15 protein-coding genes, 1 tRNA gene and 1 riboswitch are annotated in these 18,561 nt (G+C 64.5%); of the genes, 7 read left to right on the top strand and 9 right to left on the bottom strand.

The window, feature by feature from the left end; all coding sequences use genetic code 11:
- Positions 1-15 precede the first annotated feature (15 nt).
- The 7 genes from MHZ91_RS17385 to MHZ91_RS17355 form a co-directional block, all read right to left on the bottom strand.
- Positions 16-2,073 carry a glycosyltransferase gene (locus MHZ91_RS17385; RefSeq protein WP_239214836.1) on the bottom strand — a complete coding sequence of 686 codons (2,058 nt, stop codon included), beginning with the start codon at positions 2,071-2,073 and terminating at the stop codon, positions 16-18.
- Positions 2,070-4,547: a hypothetical protein gene (locus MHZ91_RS17380; RefSeq protein WP_239214833.1), complete on the bottom strand. Its 2,478-nt coding sequence runs from the start codon at positions 4,545-4,547 to the stop codon at positions 2,070-2,072. The genes MHZ91_RS17385 and MHZ91_RS17380 overlap by 4 nt, the downstream gene beginning before the upstream one ends.
- A 38-nt stretch (positions 4,548-4,585) precedes the next feature.
- A complete protein-coding gene (locus MHZ91_RS17375; RefSeq protein ID WP_239214831.1) occupies positions 4,586-5,845 on the bottom strand; it encodes a nucleotide sugar dehydrogenase in 1,260 nt (419 codons plus the stop codon).
- Between the two features lie 401 nt (positions 5,846-6,246).
- Positions 6,247-6,552: a hypothetical protein gene (locus MHZ91_RS17370; protein ID WP_239214829.1), complete on the bottom strand. Its 306-nt coding sequence runs from the start codon at positions 6,550-6,552 to the stop codon at positions 6,247-6,249.
- Positions 6,553-6,578: 26 nt separating this feature from the next.
- Positions 6,579-6,655: transfer RNA gene (locus MHZ91_RS17365), tRNA-Pro, on the bottom strand.
- Positions 6,656-6,795: 140 nt separating this feature from the next.
- Positions 6,796-7,761, bottom strand: a complete 966-nt coding sequence (ispB, locus tag MHZ91_RS17360) for an octaprenyl diphosphate synthase (protein ID WP_063952160.1) — start codon at positions 7,759-7,761, stop codon at positions 6,796-6,798.
- A gap of 181 nt (positions 7,762-7,942) precedes the next feature.
- Complete coding sequence (locus MHZ91_RS17355; RefSeq protein ID WP_175139485.1) at positions 7,943-9,112, bottom strand: fumarylacetoacetate hydrolase family protein; 1,170 nt, start codon at positions 9,110-9,112, stop codon at positions 7,943-7,945.
- 242 nt (positions 9,113-9,354) lie between these two features.
- Between MHZ91_RS17355 and MHZ91_RS17350 the strand changes: the two genes are divergently transcribed.
- The 5 genes from MHZ91_RS17350 (at position 9,355) to proB (ending at position 13,492) form a co-directional block, all read left to right on the top strand.
- Positions 9,355-10,113, top strand: a complete 759-nt coding sequence (locus tag MHZ91_RS17350; protein ID WP_218342627.1) for an IclR family transcriptional regulator — start codon at positions 9,355-9,357, stop codon at positions 10,111-10,113.
- A gap of 242 nt (positions 10,114-10,355) precedes the next feature.
- A complete protein-coding gene (gene rplU, locus MHZ91_RS17345) occupies positions 10,356-10,667 on the top strand; it encodes a 50S ribosomal protein L21 (RefSeq protein WP_006216228.1) in 312 nt (103 codons plus the stop codon).
- Between the two features lie 34 nt (positions 10,668-10,701).
- Positions 10,702-10,962: a 50S ribosomal protein L27 gene (gene rpmA, locus MHZ91_RS17340; protein WP_006389959.1), complete on the top strand. Its 261-nt coding sequence runs from the start codon at positions 10,702-10,704 to the stop codon at positions 10,960-10,962.
- Positions 10,963-11,163: 201 nt separating this feature from the next.
- On the top strand, positions 11,164-12,300 hold the full coding sequence (gene obgE, locus MHZ91_RS17335; protein ID WP_175122093.1) for a GTPase ObgE: 1,137 nt from the start codon (positions 11,164-11,166) through the stop codon (positions 12,298-12,300).
- Between the two features lie 55 nt (positions 12,301-12,355).
- Positions 12,356-13,492, top strand: a complete 1,137-nt coding sequence (proB, locus tag MHZ91_RS17330; RefSeq protein WP_218342626.1) for a glutamate 5-kinase — start codon at positions 12,356-12,358, stop codon at positions 13,490-13,492.
- Position 13,493: 1 nt separating this feature from the next.
- Here the strand turns inward: proB and MHZ91_RS17325 are convergent, their stop codons facing one another.
- Entirely contained in the window at positions 13,494-14,162 is a 669-nt protein-coding gene (locus MHZ91_RS17325; RefSeq protein ID WP_239214827.1) for a helix-turn-helix domain-containing protein, read from the bottom strand.
- A gap of 104 nt (positions 14,163-14,266) precedes the next feature.
- Between MHZ91_RS17325 and MHZ91_RS17320 the strand changes: the two genes are divergently transcribed.
- Positions 14,267-14,716 carry a helix-turn-helix transcriptional regulator gene (locus tag MHZ91_RS17320; RefSeq protein WP_239214826.1) on the top strand — a complete coding sequence of 150 codons (450 nt, stop codon included), beginning with the start codon at positions 14,267-14,269 and terminating at the stop codon, positions 14,714-14,716.
- Between the two features lie 146 nt (positions 14,717-14,862).
- On the opposite strand, the gene MHZ91_RS17315 is transcribed toward MHZ91_RS17320, so the two are convergent.
- On the bottom strand, positions 14,863-15,426 hold the full coding sequence (locus MHZ91_RS17315; RefSeq protein ID WP_175139481.1) for a preprotein translocase subunit SecD: 564 nt from the start codon (positions 15,424-15,426) through the stop codon (positions 14,863-14,865).
- 222 nt (positions 15,427-15,648) lie between these two features.
- A riboswitch (TPP riboswitch) is annotated at positions 15,649-15,755 on the top strand.
- Between the two features lie 63 nt (positions 15,756-15,818).
- Here MHZ91_RS17315 and thiC point away from each other — a divergent pair.
- Positions 15,819-17,732: a phosphomethylpyrimidine synthase ThiC gene (gene thiC / locus MHZ91_RS17310; RefSeq protein ID WP_175122088.1), complete on the top strand. Its 1,914-nt coding sequence runs from the start codon at positions 15,819-15,821 to the stop codon at positions 17,730-17,732.
- Positions 17,733-18,561: the final 829 nt, after the last annotated feature.

Raw genomic sequence — 18,561 nt, 5'->3', positions numbered from 1 at the left:
AAGAGCAACTACCCGTCACGCCTGCATCAGGCGCTTGGGCGCAACGTCAATGCGCTCGTCGTTCTCGGACTCGGTCATGGCGGGCATGCAGATGCTCATGAACTTCGTGAGCATCGCGTCCAGCGAGAACAGCTTCTGCGCCCGCTGGCGGCTATTTGCCCGCATGTCCGCATTGCTGCGCACCTGGTCCACCATGTTCAGGACCTTCTCGCAGGCCTCGTGCATGTCGGGATGATCCACGCAGCTGAGCAGGTGGCCCGTCTCGTCCTCGACAAAGCACTCTTCCGCGCCGCCGGCCGGCGTGGAAATCACCGGCACGCCCAGCAACTGGGCCTCGATCAGCACATTCGGCAGGCCTTCGTAGCGCGACAACAGCACGCTGGCGTCCATCTTCGAATACCAGAAGCCCACGTGATTCGACAGCCCCACCAGCAACAGGCGCTCCAGCACGTCGTGCTCCAGCGCCAGCGCCTCGATGTTCTCGCGCAGGCGTCCGTCGCCCACGAGGAAAAAGCGCGCTTGCGGCCGCTCCTTCAGGTAAAGCGCCGCCAACTTGATGAAGAGCTGCGGACGCTTGTCCGGCTCCAGGCGGAACACGCCGCCGATCGTTTCGGTGGCGTCCTTGGTGCGCTCGTGGAAGGCTTCCCACTTGGCTTTGTCGGCGTCCGAGGCGTCGGTCGCCAGATCCGGCACGCCGTTGTACAGGATGTGGAAGCGTTCCAGCGGCAGGTCCAGCCACTCGGCGTACGCTTCCGCGGCCTTGCGGCTGTTGCTCACGAACACCACGCCCGGCACCAGGGCCAGCGCCTGAAACAGCTCGGGATACTCTTCGCGGAAACGGTCTTTGCGGATGTTCGGAGGCAGGCCGCGGAACACCAGGTGGATCGTCGGCGTGCCGGCCAACAGCGCCGCCAGGGCGCCAAAGAGGCACGTGCCGTCCTGCCACAGGCTGACCACGTCGAAACGGTTGGCGCGCAGCACCGGCGCCAGCCGCGTCACGCCGTAGTGCACCGGCGGAGGCAGCTGTTCCAGCAGGCGGCCCAGGTTGCCTTCGGGCACGGACTGGTGCGCCACCGAGATGGCCGGCAGGCGGTTGATCTCCGTGACCGGAATCTGCGCCTTGATGAGCACCGGCAGGAAGAAGTCGTCCTGTTTCTTGGGCGACCCGGACGGCTCGGTGTGCTGCTTGACCAGCACCTCGACCTTCTTGGGCCGCATCAGGATGTCGGGCGGCTGCAGTTCCGGGGACGCGGCCAGGCGGGTCAGCTCGCCCGCCAGACGGGTCAGCTGGCGCTCGGCGCCGCCCGGTCCCAGGCTGCCGGTGACCAGCGCCACCGACACGAGCTTGTCCGGCGTACTTTCCGCAATCTTGCGGTTGCGAAAGTGCAGGATCGCGTGCTTCATCGACACGATGCGCACATCCTTGCCCACCAGCCCCTCTTCGGTTTCGAAGCGCTGATAGAACGCGTAGTCGCTGGCCAGCCCCTCGGCCAGTTCGGCCGCCTTGCTGCCGGGCGTCAGGTGCTTGGCCACGGGCGCGATCGCGTCCCACGCGTCGGCCAGCAGGCCGCGCTTGCGCAGGCGCTTGGCGAACTCCACGCGCATGTTGCGATCCGTGTGCTGCGAGATCAGACGCCGGAACAGCGCGTCCGACTGCTCGTGCGCGCGGATGTCGCTCAGCAGCTTCGCCCGCGCAAACAGGCGGTCCGGATTCGTCGTCTCGGCCGGCAGGTGACGGTCGACCAGCGCCATGGCTTCGTCCAGGTGCCGTTCCTTCACCAGCCGCGTCGCGCAGTAGCGCACGATCTGCAGGTCATCCGGGCACTCCTCGAGCAGCGTGGCCCACTGCTCGGCCATGCCCTCGTTCAGGCCCGCCGACTCCTGCAGGCGGAGCAGGAGGAAGCGGACCTTCGAGTCTTCCATGTAATCGCGGGCAAGCTGCTTGGCCCGCGCCAGGTTGTCCTGAGCGACTTGAACCCGCCCCGATGCCGCAACGATTTCCTCCAACTGCGCTTGAACTTGCTGAAGATCGGACTTGGCGTCCACTCGCTCGGTTATCAGAGGGGGATTCATGCTGCCTTTCTCCGGTTGATCTTCTCGATCCAGACAAGGCAGCGCTCGATGTAGTGGTCGTACTGCGCCGGGTTCTCGGAACGTTCCTGCAACTGCTTCCAGTACGGCAGGGCCTGTTCGAAGCGGTGCAGACGCATGGCGCCGACCGCGGCCAGGCGCAGGCCGATGGGATCATCCGGCACCAGCGACACGATGCGTTCGCCCAGCGCCAGGCGCTCGGTCGTGCTGGACGGTTCCAGCGCGCGCGCTTCGGCGTACAGATAGGCCAGGATGCGGCGCTTTTCGTGGTCCACTTCCGGCATGCCGGGCCACGATTGCGCGACGCGGTCCAGCAGCTTCCAAGCGGCCTGATGATCGCCGTTCGACAGGATCTCGCGAGCGCCACGGATGGCGCGCGGGCCGAGCCGGCCGAGTTGGCGTTCGGCTTCGTCCTTGGCGCTTTGATCGGCGCCCGAATGACCCAGCACATCCTTGTACGCGTCGATCGCTTCACCGAACCAGCCGCCATTGAAGGCAACGCGGGCAAAGTGCAGCTTGGCGCTGAACGGAGCGGCATCGCCGGAGGCGGCCACTTCCAGGTGACGCATCGCCGTCTTCTTGTCGCCCAGCGCGTCAGCCGCGCGGCCACGCATGGCGTGCAGTTCGGGGAAGTCCACGTTGGTGTCGATGGCCAGGTTGGTCAGGTCGATCACTTCCTTGTGGTTGCCGGCCACCAGCGCGGCACGCACGCCCAGGCGCATGGCGCGTTCGAAGGCGCGCTGTGCACGGGCGCCGGCCAGCGCGTCGGGATTGAGCAGGCGGTGCGCGCAGATGCGTTCGGCGGCGTCGCGCAGACGTCCTTCTTCCAGGGCGCGGTTGCCTTCCTCGGCCCACGTCGCGGACTGCGATTGCAGCCATGCGCTGATCTCTTCGTTCTCGCTCTTGGCCAGGCCGCAAGAGGCTGCCAGCGTTGCCGCGGCCATGATGCAACCGCGCCACGAGGCTTCCTTGACCAGCTCCAGCGCGTCGCCCTCTTCCAGCTTGGGCTGTTCGCCCGCCAGGTCGCGCAGCGCGTCGCGGTCGCCTGCCAGCAGGCGGTCGCGCCACAGCACGGCAAAGCCGCGGCCGTAGTTCGGGATCGCCGCGCGCACTTCGTGCACCCAGCGGATCGCCGCTTCCATGTCGCCGCCCGTCTGCAGCAGGGACAGCACCGTGTCGGCCGCTTCCACCGCCATCGTGTCGGTCGGTTCGGAGATGCGGAACAGCTGCTTCCAGTTGCCCAGGCTTTCGTCCACATAGCCCAGGTGGCCGGCGGACACCGCCGCGATGCGGACGATTTCCGGCGTTTCGATCTCGTCACCCAGCAGGCCTGCGGCCAGCGAGTACGCCACGTCGTAGCGGCCCAGCTTGAACTGGTTGCGCATCAGGATCTGCTCGGCCTTGCTGCCCGAGGACAGCGCATCGGCGCTGCCCAGAAGGGCCAACGACCCCTCGTAGTCGCCCAGTTCTTCCTGAATGCGCGCGAAGAGCACGACGTGATCCGGCAGGCTGGGGTAGCGGCGCAGCACATCGCGCACGCGGCGCGAGGCTTCGCGCAGCTCGCCCGAGTCCCACAGCTTCTCGATGCGTTCGACGCTTTCTTCCGCGCCCAGCTTGGGCACCGAGACCTGCGGGGTCGAGGAGCTCATGCGCGGACGGATGAAGTTCTTGTACCAGTCGGTGTACAGGCGCTCGGCGAAGGCCGGCGTGTAGTGGGTCAGGTCCAGCCCGCCGTCTTCCATGGCGTCGGCCTGGCCCAGCTTGTTCATCAGCGGGGTCGGGTCATAGCACGGCACGCCGATGCGTTGCGCGGCCGCGGCAATGGCGGCGATCAGCTGCTGACGCTGTTCGATCGGCACGTTGTCCGGGGTATGGGCGTTGACGTGGGTGACGAACACGACCTTGTCGCGGCCCAGCAGCTCGACGAGCTGGCGCATCTCCTGCTCGATCTCCTCGTCCGTCTGGTCGCGCTTGACGACGCGGGCGAGCAGGTCCCGGTCTTCATTGTTCAGGCTCTTGAAGACCGGATCCTGATCCAGCTGCGCGCGACGCTCGGCCAGGCGGTCGGCCACGGCCATCGACCAGAACGCGCGGGTGCGGGCGCGGTCGGCAAAGAACTCGCTGAAGTAGCGGACCAGGTAGTTGGACTGGATGGGGTGGCCGTCGATCGTCAGCAGCTTGCGCGAGGACAGCTCGACCATGTACAGATCAGCCGGCTTGTGCGTGCCTTGGCGAGCCTGCTCGCCATTGGACGGACGGAAGATCAGGCGCTGCACGTCAGCCGGGATGTCGCTCTGGCTGAACATGAAGCGCGCCTGCTGGAGGGCTTCGGCGGCCGTGTGCACGAATCCGTAGTTGCGGCCGAGCTGAAGTTTGATCGGGTAGCGGCCCACGGCATCACGCAGGGGCGTGTGGATGCGGCAGGTTCCGATGGGAGCGATGGTAAATGCGGTCATTCAGGGTCTCTCCTGTATTGATGGATTACGAGCCTGAACTAGAGAGTCCAGTACAAAAGGTCGGCCGGGAGGCGCTTGGCATCCAGCACCGACTTCAAGTCGCAGACCATGCCGCCGTTCTTGACGAGCTGCGGCAGGTCTTCCCAGATGGTTTCCATGGTTTCGCGGTGCGGCACCGCCAGGATCAGGACGTCCATGTCGCGGAAGGCGCCGCGGTCGACGAGCTTGATCCCGTACTCGTGCTCCATCTGCTCCGGATCGACCATCGGATCGCACGCAACCGGCGTGATGCCGTACTGGCCAAGCGCGTGGTACAGATCGACGATCTTCGAGTTGCGGATGTCGGGCACGTTTTCCTTGAAGGTCATGCCCAGGATGCCGACGCGGGTGTTGGCATTCAGGCGGCCGTTGCGTGCAAGCTGCTGCACCAGGCGCGAGGCGACGTGCGCGGCCATGCCGTCGTTGATGCGGCGGCCGGACAGGATGACTTCAGGGTGATAGCCCAGTTCCTGGGCCTTGGACGTGAGGTAGTACGGGTCGACACCAATGCAGTGGCCGCCCACCAGTCCGGGCGTGAACTTCAGGAAGTTCCACTTGGTGCCGGCGGCCGCCAGGACCTCCGAGGTGCGGATGCCGACCAGATCGCAGATCTTGGACATCTCGTTCATGAGCGCGATGTTGATGTCGCGCTGCGTGTTCTCGAGCACCTTGGCCGCTTCGGCCACCTTGATCGAGGAGGCGCGATGTACGCCCGCGTCGATGATCTGCTCGTACACGCCGGCAATCACTTCCAGCGATTGCTCGTCCTGGCCGGACACGATCTTGACGATCTTCTCCAGCGGATGCTCCCGGTCGCCCGGGTTGATGCGCTCGGGGCTGTAGCCCAGCTTGAAGTCGACGCCGGCGCGCAGGCCGGATGCCTTCTCAAGTTCCGGGCCGCAGATTTCCTCGGTCGCGCCGGGGTGGACGGTCGACTCGAAGACCACGATGCAGCCGGGGCGCAGCACGGGGCCGATGGCCTGGCACGCCCGAACCAGCAGGGAAAAGTCGGGATTGTTTTTTTCGTCGACGGGCGTCGGGACAGCCACTACGAAAAAGTCGCAGCCTTCCAGTTCGGACAACTGGTCGGTGAACTGCATGGGGGAGGCAAGCAATACGTCGCGTTCGATCTCGCCAGTCCAGTCATCACCCTCTTTCAGCCGTGCGATTCTCCGCTTGTCCACGTCAAAGCCGATGACATCAAAGCGCCTGGAAAATGCCACTGCCACGGGCAGGCCGACATATCCAAGGCCACACACTGCGATTCTCTTTACCACGGGGGACCTCACTGTTTTCGTCGTGTCGCAGACACTAGAAATCGACGCCCCGAAGCGAGCACTTCGACATGAAATCGAAATACCCTTGCCATATAGGGGCGGACGTATTGCTAAAAATGAATTTGGCTCGGTACCCGGTTAACTATCCGGTTGGCGAGCCTGGGGATCGTAGAGGGGTCGCGCAGCAAACTTTTTTCTAAATATTTTTATTGCTGCGGAAATAAATCAGGACAACCCGTAATAAACCCGGGAAATCCCTAGAAAAATTACATTCATTACACAAACCGCAACATGAGACGGTCGTTTCATGTAATCAAATATGAAAAGACGTTTTTCTTGGTCTGGTTTAACCAAACTGAAAAATCATTATCCAGATCAGTAGCTTATTTAGTAATTGCGTCAGGCAATATAAAAAAGATGCACCAAACTGGATCAGCACGCACCATTATCAGCACGAGACATGCCTGGGTTTTCATCGGCCGGTAATAAATGGCCGGGCGGTGGACAACATGGCAGACAACAGGTGGTTGTGCGATACGCGGCGCTTCTTGCCAATGCGCTTCCTGCAATGCACTTCTTGCAGCGCACCTCTTGCATTGCACTTCTTGTAAAAACAATCCGCGCAAATGCAAAAAAGCCGGCAGCGCTTGCGCGATACCGGCTTTCAGCCAAAAGGTGTCGGGAAACACCTTCTTGAATTCTCGACCACATGAAGTGGTCGGGGCGAGAGGATTCGAACCTCCGACTCCTGCGTCCCGAACGCAGTACTCTACCAGGCTGAGCTACGCCCCGATCTTGACTACTCATTTAGCGGTGCTCAGACCCACTAAACGTTTCACTGCACTTTCTTTACTGCTTTTTCGCTTCAGGCTGCCTGATCACTCAGACCACCGGTTGGTACAACCTCAGTGAATTTCCAACCGCCTTTTTTGCTAGCGATCTCTATTCACCGCGAAAGCGCAGAATTCTAACAGAGAATTTTGAAAAGGGGAAATGGGGTAGATCGAAAGGGCTTCACGGGCCCGATCTGCCTCGGCCACGGCGGCCAGGCGGGCGTGTTCCAGCGCGTCCGTGGCCTGGATGGCGGCGGCCACGGCAGCGAAGTCGGCGTCGCCCGTCTTGATGGCGTCGCGGATCAGTTGCTGTTGTTCAGGCGTACCCACTTCCATGACACGGATCAGCGGCAGCGTGGGCTTGCCTTCGCGCAGGTCGTCGCCGACGTTCTTGCCCAGCGCGGCGGCGTCGCCGCTGTAGTCCAGGACGTCGTCGACCAGCTGGAACGCGGTGCCCACGTGGCGGCCATAGGCGGCCGCGGCGGCTTCCTGCTCGGGCGTGGCGCCCGCCAGCACGGCGCCCACCTGAGCGGCGGCTTCGAACAGCTTGGCGGTCTTGTAGCGCACCACCTGCAGGTAGCGCTCTTGCGAGACGTCCGGGTCATGCACGTTCAGAAGCTGCAGCACCTCGCCCTCGGCGATCACGGTGGTGGCTTCGGACAGGATGCTCATGATGCGCATCGAGTCGGCCTCCACCATCATCTCGAACGACCGCGAATACAGGTAGTCGCCCACCAGGACGCTGGCCGCGTTGCCGAACACGGCGTTGGCGGTTTCGCGCCCGCGGCGCAGGTCGGACTCGTCCACCACATCGTCGTGCAGCAGCGTGGCCGTGTGGATGAATTCCACGACGGCGGCCAGCAGTTGGTGATGGGTGCCTTCGTAGCCCAGGGCGCGCGCCACCATCAGCACCATGGCCGGGCGCATGCGCTTGCCGCCCGCTCCAATGATGTAGTCGCCGATCGTGCGGATCAGAACCACATCGGAATTCAGCCGCTCGCGGATAACCGCATCGACGGCTTTCATATCGTCAGCTATGGGGGCAATGAGCGCGGGGAGATTCAAGACGTATCCGACAAGTGTGAAGCGAGCCGCGTGACGGCTCTTACCGCTGGGCCCGCCAGCGGTCGGCGGGGGATTCGACCGTGGATTATACGGGGAGTGCGCGGGAATTCCGGGCGCGCATGCCGCAAGCGGCAAGGCCCGGCGCCGCGGGCCCTGCCCCGGGTCGGATCCAGCGGAGGGCTCAGCGCCCGTACGGCAGCAGCCCCCGCGCGGCCAGGTTGGCGTAAAGCGCACGCACGCCAAACGTCCAGGGCGGGATTTCGGTGGCCAGTTGCACTTCATTGACCAGTGCGCCCAGGCGCTCCGAGGCGATGACGACCCGGTCGCCGGTCACGTGGGTGAAGCCGGTGCCAGGGCCCTTGCGGTCCTTGGACGGCGAAAACATCGTGCCCAGGAACAACATGAAGCCGTCGGGATACTGATGGTGCGCACCAAAAGTCTGGCGCACGAGGTCCAGCGGGTCGCGGCTGATTTCGCGCATGTGGCTGACGCCGTCCAGCTCGAACCCGTCGGGGCCTTCGATGCGCAGCGAGACGTCGGCATCGCGCACGCTGTCCAGCGTGAAGCCGCCATCGAACAGCCGGATGAACGGACCGATGGCGCAGGACCCGTTGTTGTCCTTGGCCTTGGTCAGGAGCAGCGCGCTGCGGCCTTCGATGTCGCGCAGGTTCACGTCGTTGCCCAAGGTGGCGCCCACCACTTCGCCACGGCTGTCGACCGCCAGCACGATCTCCGGCTCGGGGTTGTTCCACTGCGATTCCGGCAGCACGCCGATCCGCGCGCCGAATCCCACCGAGGCCATGGGCGGTGTCTTGGAAAAGACTTCAGCGTCGGGGCCGATGCCCACTTCCAGATATTGCGACCACTGGCCGCGCTCGATCATTTCGGCTTTCAGGCGGATGGCTTCGGGCGATCCCGGGCGCAGTCGGGACAGATCCGAGCCGATCAGCGCCTGCATCCGCACGCGGATTTCTTCCGCGCGGCCGGCGTCGCCGCCCGCCTCTTCCTCGATCAGGCGTTCCAGCAGACTGATGGCAAAGGTGACGCCCGCTGCCTTCACGGGCTGCAGATCGCACGGCGCCAGCAGGCGCGGGCCGTCGGCGCCTTGCAGCGTGGCCGCCATGAGGGCGCGCGCGTCGCCCAGGGATTCGCCCTTGGCCTCGCGCGCCACGGCCACGCGGTCGGGATGGTCCAGCAGGTCGGATACGGTCGGCGCCGTGGCGGTGATATCGATCACCTCGCCCGCACGGACAACGACCACGCTCGGTCCGCCGGCAGGATCGGGGCGCCAGACGCGGCCCACCAACAGGGCGTCGGGCAGGTCGGCGGGCAGCAGGGTGTTGTCGTTCATGGTGTCTCCTCGCGTGATGCCCGTCCGGGTGGCGGGCGCGTGATTGTTTTGCGCCGGATTACCGCCCGGGCGTCGGTGGCACGGTCGCATGAATGGCCGGCCGGCATGGCAGCCCGACACGCGCAATCCATGCGGCATGGGCATCCCCGCAACGCGGCACACCCATCGGCATGGCGAACCAGTCTAGGAGACTTCATTTATCATGTCCAACATCTTGCTTTTACGTCCAACCTATTGGAATCATGGCTGCCGATTACGACGTCCCCGCCATCCGCCGCACCCACGACATCCTGCGCGTGCTGTCGGGCCGCCCCACGCCGGTCAAGGCCGCCGAACTCGCGCGGGCCTGCGAGATGCCCAAGAGCACGCTGTACCTGCTGCTCGACTGCCTGGAGCAACGCCGATGGGTCGAACGCCAGGACGGCGGCTACATCATCGGACTGGAATTGATGGCGCTGGGCGCCGCCTACCTGCGGCACGATGGTCTGCAAGCGGCCTTTCACCACTCGGCCGCCGCCTTCGTGGACCGCTGCAACGAGGTCGTGCAATTGGCGGCGCTGGATGGCTTTGACGTGGTGTACCTGGCGCGGGAAGATGCGCGCCGGCCCGTGCGCCTGGTGTCGGACCTGGGCTTGCGGCTGCCCGCACACGCCTGCGCGCTGGGCAAGGCGCTGCTTGCCAGCCTGCCGCCCGAGGAGCTGGCGGTCCGGCTACCCAAGACCCTGCCCCGCGTCACCGACCGCACGATCTCGGACGCCGCACACCTGCACCGAGAGCTTGAAGAGGCGCGCCGGGAGGGTCTGGCCCAGGACCGGGAGGAAGTCGCCACCGGCCTCGTATGCTTTGCGGCCTTTGTCGGCGTGACGCCGCTGGGCAAGCGGGTCGCGGTCAGCACGTCCATCCCGACCGACCGGCTGGACGACGCCCACCGGCAAGCGGCCATGGACGGCATCCGCCGGGTGGCGCGCGACATCGCGCTGCGCGTGATCCCCGCTGTCTGAAGCCTTCACGCCACACCTAAGCCCTTAGCCTGCAACAGCTTTTTGACTTTCCAAAAGTCCCAGGCTAATATCTCGGATTCGGTCAGCAATGGCCGAATTACGTCGGTTGTTCGTGTATGCCACCTGACGCCCTGGTCAGCCCTGAATCTTCGGGCATTTGGCAAGGACGGTTCAGCAAGGCACCCTAGCCCAGCAGGGCAGGCCACACGAACGAACCCATTTACCTATTTAAGGAACACCCCATGTACGCGGTCGTAAAAACCGGTGGCAAGCAGTATCGCGTTGCCGCTGGCGAAAAACTCAAGATAGAACAGATACCGGCTGACATTGGGCAAGAAATCACCCTGGACCAAGTGCTGTCCGTGGGCGAAGGCGACCAACTGAAAGTTGGCACGCCCCTCGTCTCCGGCGCCGTGGTCAAGGCAACGGTTCTTGCGCAAGGCCGCCACGACAAGGTCAAGATCTTCAAGATGCGCCGTCGCAAGCACTATCAGAAGCGTCAGGGCCACCGTCAGAACTACACCGAAATCCGCATCGAAGCCATCACGGCTTAAGAAGCGACTCGGTACCACTTAGCAGGAGCTAAACATGGCACAGAAAAAGGGCGGCGGCTCTACGCGGAACGGACGCGACTCAGAATCGAAGCGTCTGGGCGTCAAGGCATTCGGCGGCGAACTCATTCCCGCTGGTTCGATCATCGTGCGTCAGCGCGGTACTCGCTTCCACGCTGGCGTGAACGTCGGCATGGGCAAGGACCACACCCTGTTCGCGCTGGTCGACGGCAAGGTTCAATTCGGCTTCAAGGGCGCATTGAACAAGCAGACCGTTTCGATCGTCGCTGCCGAGTAATCGGTTGGCAAGCCCGCGGACCTCACGTCCGCGGTTGCATACGATCTGGAACGCGGTCCGCCGCGTTTCCCGAACGGCAAAAGCCCTGTCGCGTGCGGCAGGGCTTTTTTGTTTGAAGGCAATTGGCGAGTAAGCTCTCGATTGCCTCCCGGCGGCTCCCTGTACGGACGCCCGCCCTCACCTACTACACGCGCAGACACCATGAAATTCGTAGACGAAGCCACCATTGAAGTGGTCGCCGGTAAAGGCGGCAATGGCGTGGCGAGCTTTCGCCGCGAAAAATTCATTCCCCGTGGCGGTCCCGACGGCGGCGACGGTGGCCGCGGCGGCACCATCTATGCGGTGGCCGATCGCAACATCAACACGCTGATCGACTTCCGCTACGCGCGCCTTCACCGCGCCAAGAACGGCGAAAACGGCCGCGGCTCGGATCAATACGGCGCTGCCGCCCCGGACATCACCCTGCGCGTGCCGGTGGGCACGATCATCCATGACGCCGACACCGGCGAAGTCCTGTTCGACCTGAACAAGCACGAACAGAAAGTCGTGCTGGCAGCCGGCGGCCAGGGCGGCATGGGCAACATCCATTTCAAATCCAGCGTGAACCGCGCCCCCAAGCAGTGGACGCCGGGCAAGGAAGGCGAGCACCGCTACCTGCGCATGGAACTGAAAGTGCTGGCCGACGTGGGTCTGCTGGGCCTGCCCAACGCGGGCAAGTCGACGCTGATCACCCGCATTTCCAACGCCAAGCCGAAGATCGCCGACTATCCGTTCACCACGCTGCATCCCAATCTGGGCGTGGTGCGCACGTCGCCGTCGCGCAGCTTCGTCGTGGCCGACATTCCGGGTCTGATCGAAGGCGCCTCCGAAGGAGCCGGCCTTGGCCACCTGTTCCTGCGCCATCTGGCGCGCACCCGCGTGCTGCTGCACCTGGTGGACGTGTCCACGCCGGACCCGGACGCCGATCCGGTCGAGCAGGCCGTCGCGGACGCCCGCGCCATCGTCGAAGAATTGCGCCGCTATGACGCCGAACTGGCCGCCAAGCCCCGCTGGCTGATCCTGAACAAGCTGGACATGGTGCCGGACCCGGAGGACACCAAGCGCCGCTTCCTGGAACTCTACGGCTGGACGGGTCCGGTATTCGGCATCTCGGGCCTGTCGGGCGAGGGCACGCAAGACCTGATCTACGCGCTGCAGGACTACCTGGACGCCGAACGCGAAAAGGAACAACTTGCGCAGGATCAGGCCGAAGGCACCTACGTGGCGCCGGACCCGCGCTTTGACGACACGCGCACCGACGCGGACAAGCCGGCGGCGCCGCGCGGCGGTAACGAATAAGCCATAATCGCAGTCCTTTCGATTACGCTTTTTTTCGCCGCAGCCGGCCGCCATCATGTCTGCTGAATCACCCGCCGTTTCCGTCGTCACCCACGCCCAGCGCATCGTCGCCAAAGTCGGCTCATCGCTGGTCACCAACGAAGGCCGAGGCCTGGACCGCGCCGCGGTCGCGCACTGGGCCGCGCAGATCGCCGCCCTGCACAAGCAGGGCAAGCAGATCGTGCTGGTGTCCAGCGGCGCCATCGCCGAAGGCATGGCGCGCCTGGGCTGGCGCAAGCGCCCGTCCGTCATGCACGAGCTGCAGGCCGCGGCAGCCGTGGGCCAGATGGGACTGTGCCAGGCCTACGAGGCCGCCTTCGCGGAACACGGCCTGCGCACCGCGCAGATTCTGCTGACCCACGAAGACCTGGCCGACCGTCACCGCTATCTGAACGCGCGCAGCACCCTGTTTGCGCTGCTGCGTCTGGGCGTCGTGCCCATCGTGAACGAAAACGACACGGTCGTGACCGATGAAATCCGCCTGGGCGATAACGACACGCTGGGCGCGCTGGTCACCAACCTGATCGAGGCCGATACGCTGGTCATCCTGACCGACCAACGCGGCCTGTACGACTCGGATCCGCGCAAGAATCCCCAAGCCAAATTCATTTCGCATGCCCAGGCCGGCGAACCCGCGCTGGAAGCCATGGCGGGTGGCGCGGGCAGCGGCATCGGCACCGGCGGCATGCTGACCAAGGTGCTGGCCGCCAAGCGCGCGGCGCACAGCGGCGCGCACACCGTCATCGCCTCGGGCCGCGAACGCAACGTGCTGACGCGACTGGCCCAGGGCGAGTGCATCGGCAGCGAACTGCAGGCCGTCCTGCCGGTGTGGTCGGCGCGCAAGCAATGGCTGGCCGATCACCTGCGGCTGCGCGGCCGCGTCGTGCTGGACGACGGCGCCGTGCAAGCGTTGCTGCGCGAAGGCAAGAGCCTCTTGCCCATCGGTGTGACCGACGTCGACGGCGAGTTCGGCCGCGGCGACGTCGTGGCCTGCGTGGACAGCAAGGGCGTGGAATGCGCCCGCGGCCTGATCAATTATTCGTCTGCCGACACGCGCCGCATCCTGCGCCAGCCGTCGTCGCAGATCGCGCGCATTCTGGGCAGCATGACCGAACCCGAGCTCATGCACCGGGACAACCTGGTGGTGCTGTAAGTCAGACGCCGTCCGCCACCGAAGGCGCCCTGCCCGCGCCTTCGGGCAGCAGGATGTACCCCCACCCCCGCACCGCCAATAGCGGAAGTTCGATATTGAACCGGCGCGCCTTGCTGCGCAGCCGGGACACCACGACATCCACGCGCCGCGCGCCGTCCAGGGGGTCGCGCGTTTCCGCCGGAAAGAAGTTCTCGCGATGCAGGCAGTAGCCCGGCGCATTGAACAACCGCATCAACACGGCCCGCTCGCGCAGCGTGAGCGGCAGGCGTTGCCCCGCAGGGCCCACCAGCACCCGCCCCGGCGCCACGACCCGCCACGCGCCCGGTCCGCATCGCGAACGCCGGTACAAGCTGCGCAAGAGCGCATCCCATTCCAGGGGCTCCATGCCGGCCGGCACACAGGCGTCAACGCCCGCGTCCAGCGCCGCCGCGCGCTCGGCCGCGGTGGCGCTGCCGTCCTGCCACACCACCCGGGCGCCGGGCGCGGCGTGGCGCAATTGGCCGACAAGATCGGCAATGCCGGCGCGCGGGCCCTGCAGCGCCAGCAGATCCGGCGCCTGGTCAGGCAGGTGTTCCTGCAGCGCGTCCACCGATGCGAAGACGCGGGTCTCCCATTGAAACTGGCGCAGCACGGCGGCAAGACGCCACCCCGCCACATTCTCAGATGGCACGATGAACACGCTGCCCCGCTCCCACATGCGACCGCCTCAGAAGTTATCACCCTAGTGTTACTTATATCCACCAACGTGACCGACCTGCAAGCTTCAATCGCCCTGTGAAAACATTCTCAGACCGACTGAAGCATGCGCGTCTTCTTCGTGGCCACACGCAGAAGGCGCTCGCCCGTTTGGTGCGAATCTCCCAAAGTGCTATCGGCAGCTACGAAAGTGGTCTGCGGCATTCGAGCCGATCCGCGCGCAAGCTGGCGCAGGCGTTGAAGATCGAAGTCGAATGGCTGGAGACCGGCAAGGGTCCCATGGAACTTCCCCTGGAAGCCTACGACCTGAGCAATACCTTGCCAGTATCAGGCGTGTCCGACGCCGCGCCGCGCCCGGGCGGCCGGCCCCGCCCGCAGGCGCCTTGGCCCTATCCCAACATTTCGCCCTCGCAATTCGAGTCGCTGACGGCTGACGAACGGGCAATGCTCGAAGCGTTGACCCAGACCTTCATCGAAACCACATTGCTTCGCCGCGGCATCAAGCCGCGCGGCCGCAAGATCGGCTGATTGCGATACAGGCGGGCGGTCGTTTACCCGGAACCATTCATCCCGCGCTTGTTGGCCGCCCACGATGCATGCGCCGCCCCTTCCGGACAAAAGCGCGGCGCAAAAAAAACCGGCTACATGAGCCGGTTTTTTTTGCGCGCCCTGAATCAGGGCTTGGCGGCGGGCGCCGGCGCGGGGGCCGTGCCACCTGCCGCAGGCGCGGCGTCGCCACGGATGCGGGCGGCGATCTCGGAAGCGGCTTGAGCCGAAGGCACGCCGAATGCCAGCACGCCGCGGTTGAGCGGTTCGCCGATCAGCGGCGCGGCAACCAGTTCCTGATCGATCACCAGAGCCAGGACGCTGCCGACATTGGCGGTGCTGACGGTGGTGAGCTTGCGCGTGCCGGCTTCAGAGAAACGCAGGCCAACAAAGTTCTGGCCTTGGCGGTCCACCAGTGCGGCGGCATCGGTCAGGTCGGCGCGCGTGAGGACGGGCGTTTCCTGCAGATAGAGCTTGCCGTCCGGGAGGCTGACTTCACGCAGGCCGGCGCCGGGTTCGCGCTTGGCGAGATAGAAATCCACGCGCGCGGCGGTCGCGGGCGTGGCGGCTTGCTGGCCCGCTTGAGGCGTGGTCGCGGCGTCGGACGTCTTAGTCGGGGCGGTCTTGCAACCCGCTAGCGCCAATGTCACGACAACGAGGGCGGGCGCCAAAGTGCGTAGGTTCAGTTGCATGCTCGATTCCTTCTTAAGTGGGCTGATGCCGAACGGTAAGACTCTAAGACTGTACACGCGGCGGGTGGAAAAAAGTGTACCGAACCTGCATGACGGTGTCTGCCTAGACTGAATCCAAATGTAAAGCAGTAATACCAGCCTGCTTGAAAAGCCCTATTTACGCGGCTTGCGGCATTCCCAACAGATTGATGAAGGCGCCGAGTCCGCTTGGCTCTATACTTCGCGTTCACGCAGGGGTACTCGTCCCGCTTCAGGGCGGCGACGTGTTGAGAGAGTCCCTTCGTACCAGTACGGATAATGCCGATGCTGGGAGCGTATTCCCGCCGCGCGTCTTCGCACGCCTGGACGGGAGTCCATCCCGATCGGCTCCAACCACTCGCTTGGAGCTTTCCATGAACGCCAATCCCAAATTCCTGGCCGCTACCGCCGAAGTCGACGCGGCGGCCGTCGCACCGCTGCCCAAATCCCGCCGCGTGTATGAAGTGGGCTCGCGCCCCGACATCCGCGTACCCTTCCGGGAAATCGAACAGGACGACACGCCGACGATGTTCGGCGGCGAGAAGAACCCGCCGCTGACGGTGTACGACTGTAGCGGCCCCTACACGGACCCCGAGGCCAAGATCGATATCCGCCGCGGCCTGCCGGAACTACGCCGCGCCTGGATCGAGGAGCGCGGCGATACGGAGCTGCTGTCCGGTCCCACCAGCGATTACGGCAAGTCGCGTCTGACCGATCCCAAGCTGACCGCGATGCGCTTTGACCTGCAGCGCCCGCCGCGCCGCGCAAAGTCAGGCGCGAACGTGTCGCAGATGCACTACGCGCGCCGCGGCATTATCACGCCGGAAATGGAATACGTGGCGATCCGCGAAAGCCTGCGCCGCGAGCACTACCTGCAGACGCTGCGCGACAGCGGTCCCGACGGCGAGAAGATGGTCAAGCGCCTGCTGCGCCAGCATCCGGGCCAATCATTCGGCGCCTCGATTCCGGCCGCGATCACGCCGGAATTCGTGCGCGCGGAAGTGGCACGCGGCCGGGCGATCATTCCGGCCAACATCAATCACCCGGAAGTGGAACCGATGGCCATCGGTCGCAATTTCCTGGTGAAGATCAACGCGAACATCGGCAATTCCGCGGTGAGCTCGGGCATCGGCGAGGAAGTGGAGAAGATGACGTGGGCGATCCGCTGGGGCGGCGACACGGTGATGGATCTGTCCACGGGCAAGCACATCCACGAAACCCGCGAGTGGATCATCCGCAATTCGCCGGTGCCGATCGGCACGGTGCCGATCTACCAGGCGCTGGAGAAGGTGGACGGCAAGGCCGAGGACCTGACCTGGGAGATCTTCCGCGACACGCTGATCGAGCAGGCGGAGCAAGGCGTGGACTATTTCACGATCCATGCGGGCGTGCGACTTCCGTTCATTCCGATGACGGCAGACCGGATGACGGGCATCGTGTCGCGCGGCGGCTCGATCATGGCGAAGTGGTGCCTGGCGCATCACAAGGAGAGCTTCCTGTACGAACGCTTTGAAGAGATCTGCGAGATCATGAAGGCGTACGACGTGAGCTTCTCGCTGGGCGACGGCCTGCGGCCGGGCTCGGGCTATGACGCAAATGACGAGGCGCAGTTCGCCGAACTGAAGACGCTGGGCGAGCTGACGCAGGTGGCCTGGAAGCACGATGTGCAGGTGATGATCGAAGGGCCGGGTCATGTGCCGATGCAGATGATCAAGGAGAACATGGACCTGCAGCTGGAACACTGCCACGAGGCGCCGTTCTATACGCTGGGTCCGCTGACGACGGACATCGCGCCTGGCTATGACCACATCACGTCGGGTATCGGTGCGGCACTGATCGGGTGGTACGGCACGGCGATGCTTTGCTATGTGACGCCGAAGGAACACCTGGGACTGCCGAACAAGAAGGACGTGAAGGACGGCATCATCACGTACAAGATCGCGGCGCATGCGGCTGATCTTGCAAAGGGGCATCCGGGGGCTGCGATCCGCGACAACGCGCTATCGAAGGCGCGGTTCGAGTTCCGTTGGGATGATCAGTTCAACCTGGGGCTGGATCCGGATACGGCGAAGGAATTCCACGACGAAACGCTGCCGAAGGATTCGATGAAGGTGGCGCACTTCTGCTCGATGTGCGGGCCGCATTTCTGCAGCATGAAGATCACGCAGGATGTGCGGGATTATGCGGCGGCTCAGGGCGTTAGCGAGAAAGAGGCGCTGGCGAAGGGGATGCAGGAGAAGTCGGTGGAGTTTGTGAAGAAAGGAAGTGAGGTTTATCACCGGCAGTGAGTTGCGGGTGTGGCTTGCGGCTTGCGGCTTGCGGCTTGCGGCTTGCGGCTTGCGGCTTGCGGCTTGCGGCTTGCGGCGGATCGGGTTCTTTAGACGCCCGGCGCGTCGTGGGCCTGGGGTGGGCGGGGCTCCGATTGCGGTCCGGAGCCTTCGCTCCGGACTGCCCCGTCCTCAACCTCGTCCGCCTTCGGCTCCCTACGGTTTCCGTCGGGCGCATCTAAACGCCCCGCCCACCCCAGGCCCACGCCACACCGGGCTCGAGTTGCTTAATCTTCCGGGGCGTTGGGGCGAGTCGGGTTCTTTAGGTTCTTGCCATCCGCGGGGTGGAAGAGAAGCGTCTTGCGGTGCCCGCCCCCGGCCGGCCGCGCGGGCGGCCTTTGGGGGCTTACGCGTCGTCTTGCGTCGAGGCGATGACGCTTCGCGTGTGGCGGCATCTGGTTGAGATACCGTCTGACATCGTCGGATTTGGAAGACCAAGTCGGGTGTCTGACACCGCCAGATTCATAAGACCAAGTCAGGTGTCTGACACCCACGGACTCGAATTCGTAAGACCAAGTGAGGTGTCAGACACCGCCATCGCGACGAGGTCAGACACAGGCAGCGGCGGACGATCTCGCCAACTCAACCAGTACCGACGTTAATCGCCACTTGAACTCAAGTGCCCGAGGGGCGGCGCGCGTACGGGTCGGCAGGTTGTGGCTGACCGTCGGGGACTGTCAGTATTTTTGTGTTTGAGGCGTTAGAAGCGTGATAGTTGGTTCTATCAGGCTTATTGATGCTATCTCAGCGATACGGGTCAGTGAAGCGTTCTGCATAAATCACGGCGAAC

Source organism: Achromobacter sp. ACRQX, from assembly GCF_022346505.1.
Classification (GTDB): Bacteria; Pseudomonadota; Gammaproteobacteria; order Burkholderiales; family Burkholderiaceae_B; genus Achromobacter; species Achromobacter animicus.
Note: the sequence above shows the minus strand (reverse complement) of the source record. Positions and strands in the feature narration are given on the sequence as shown.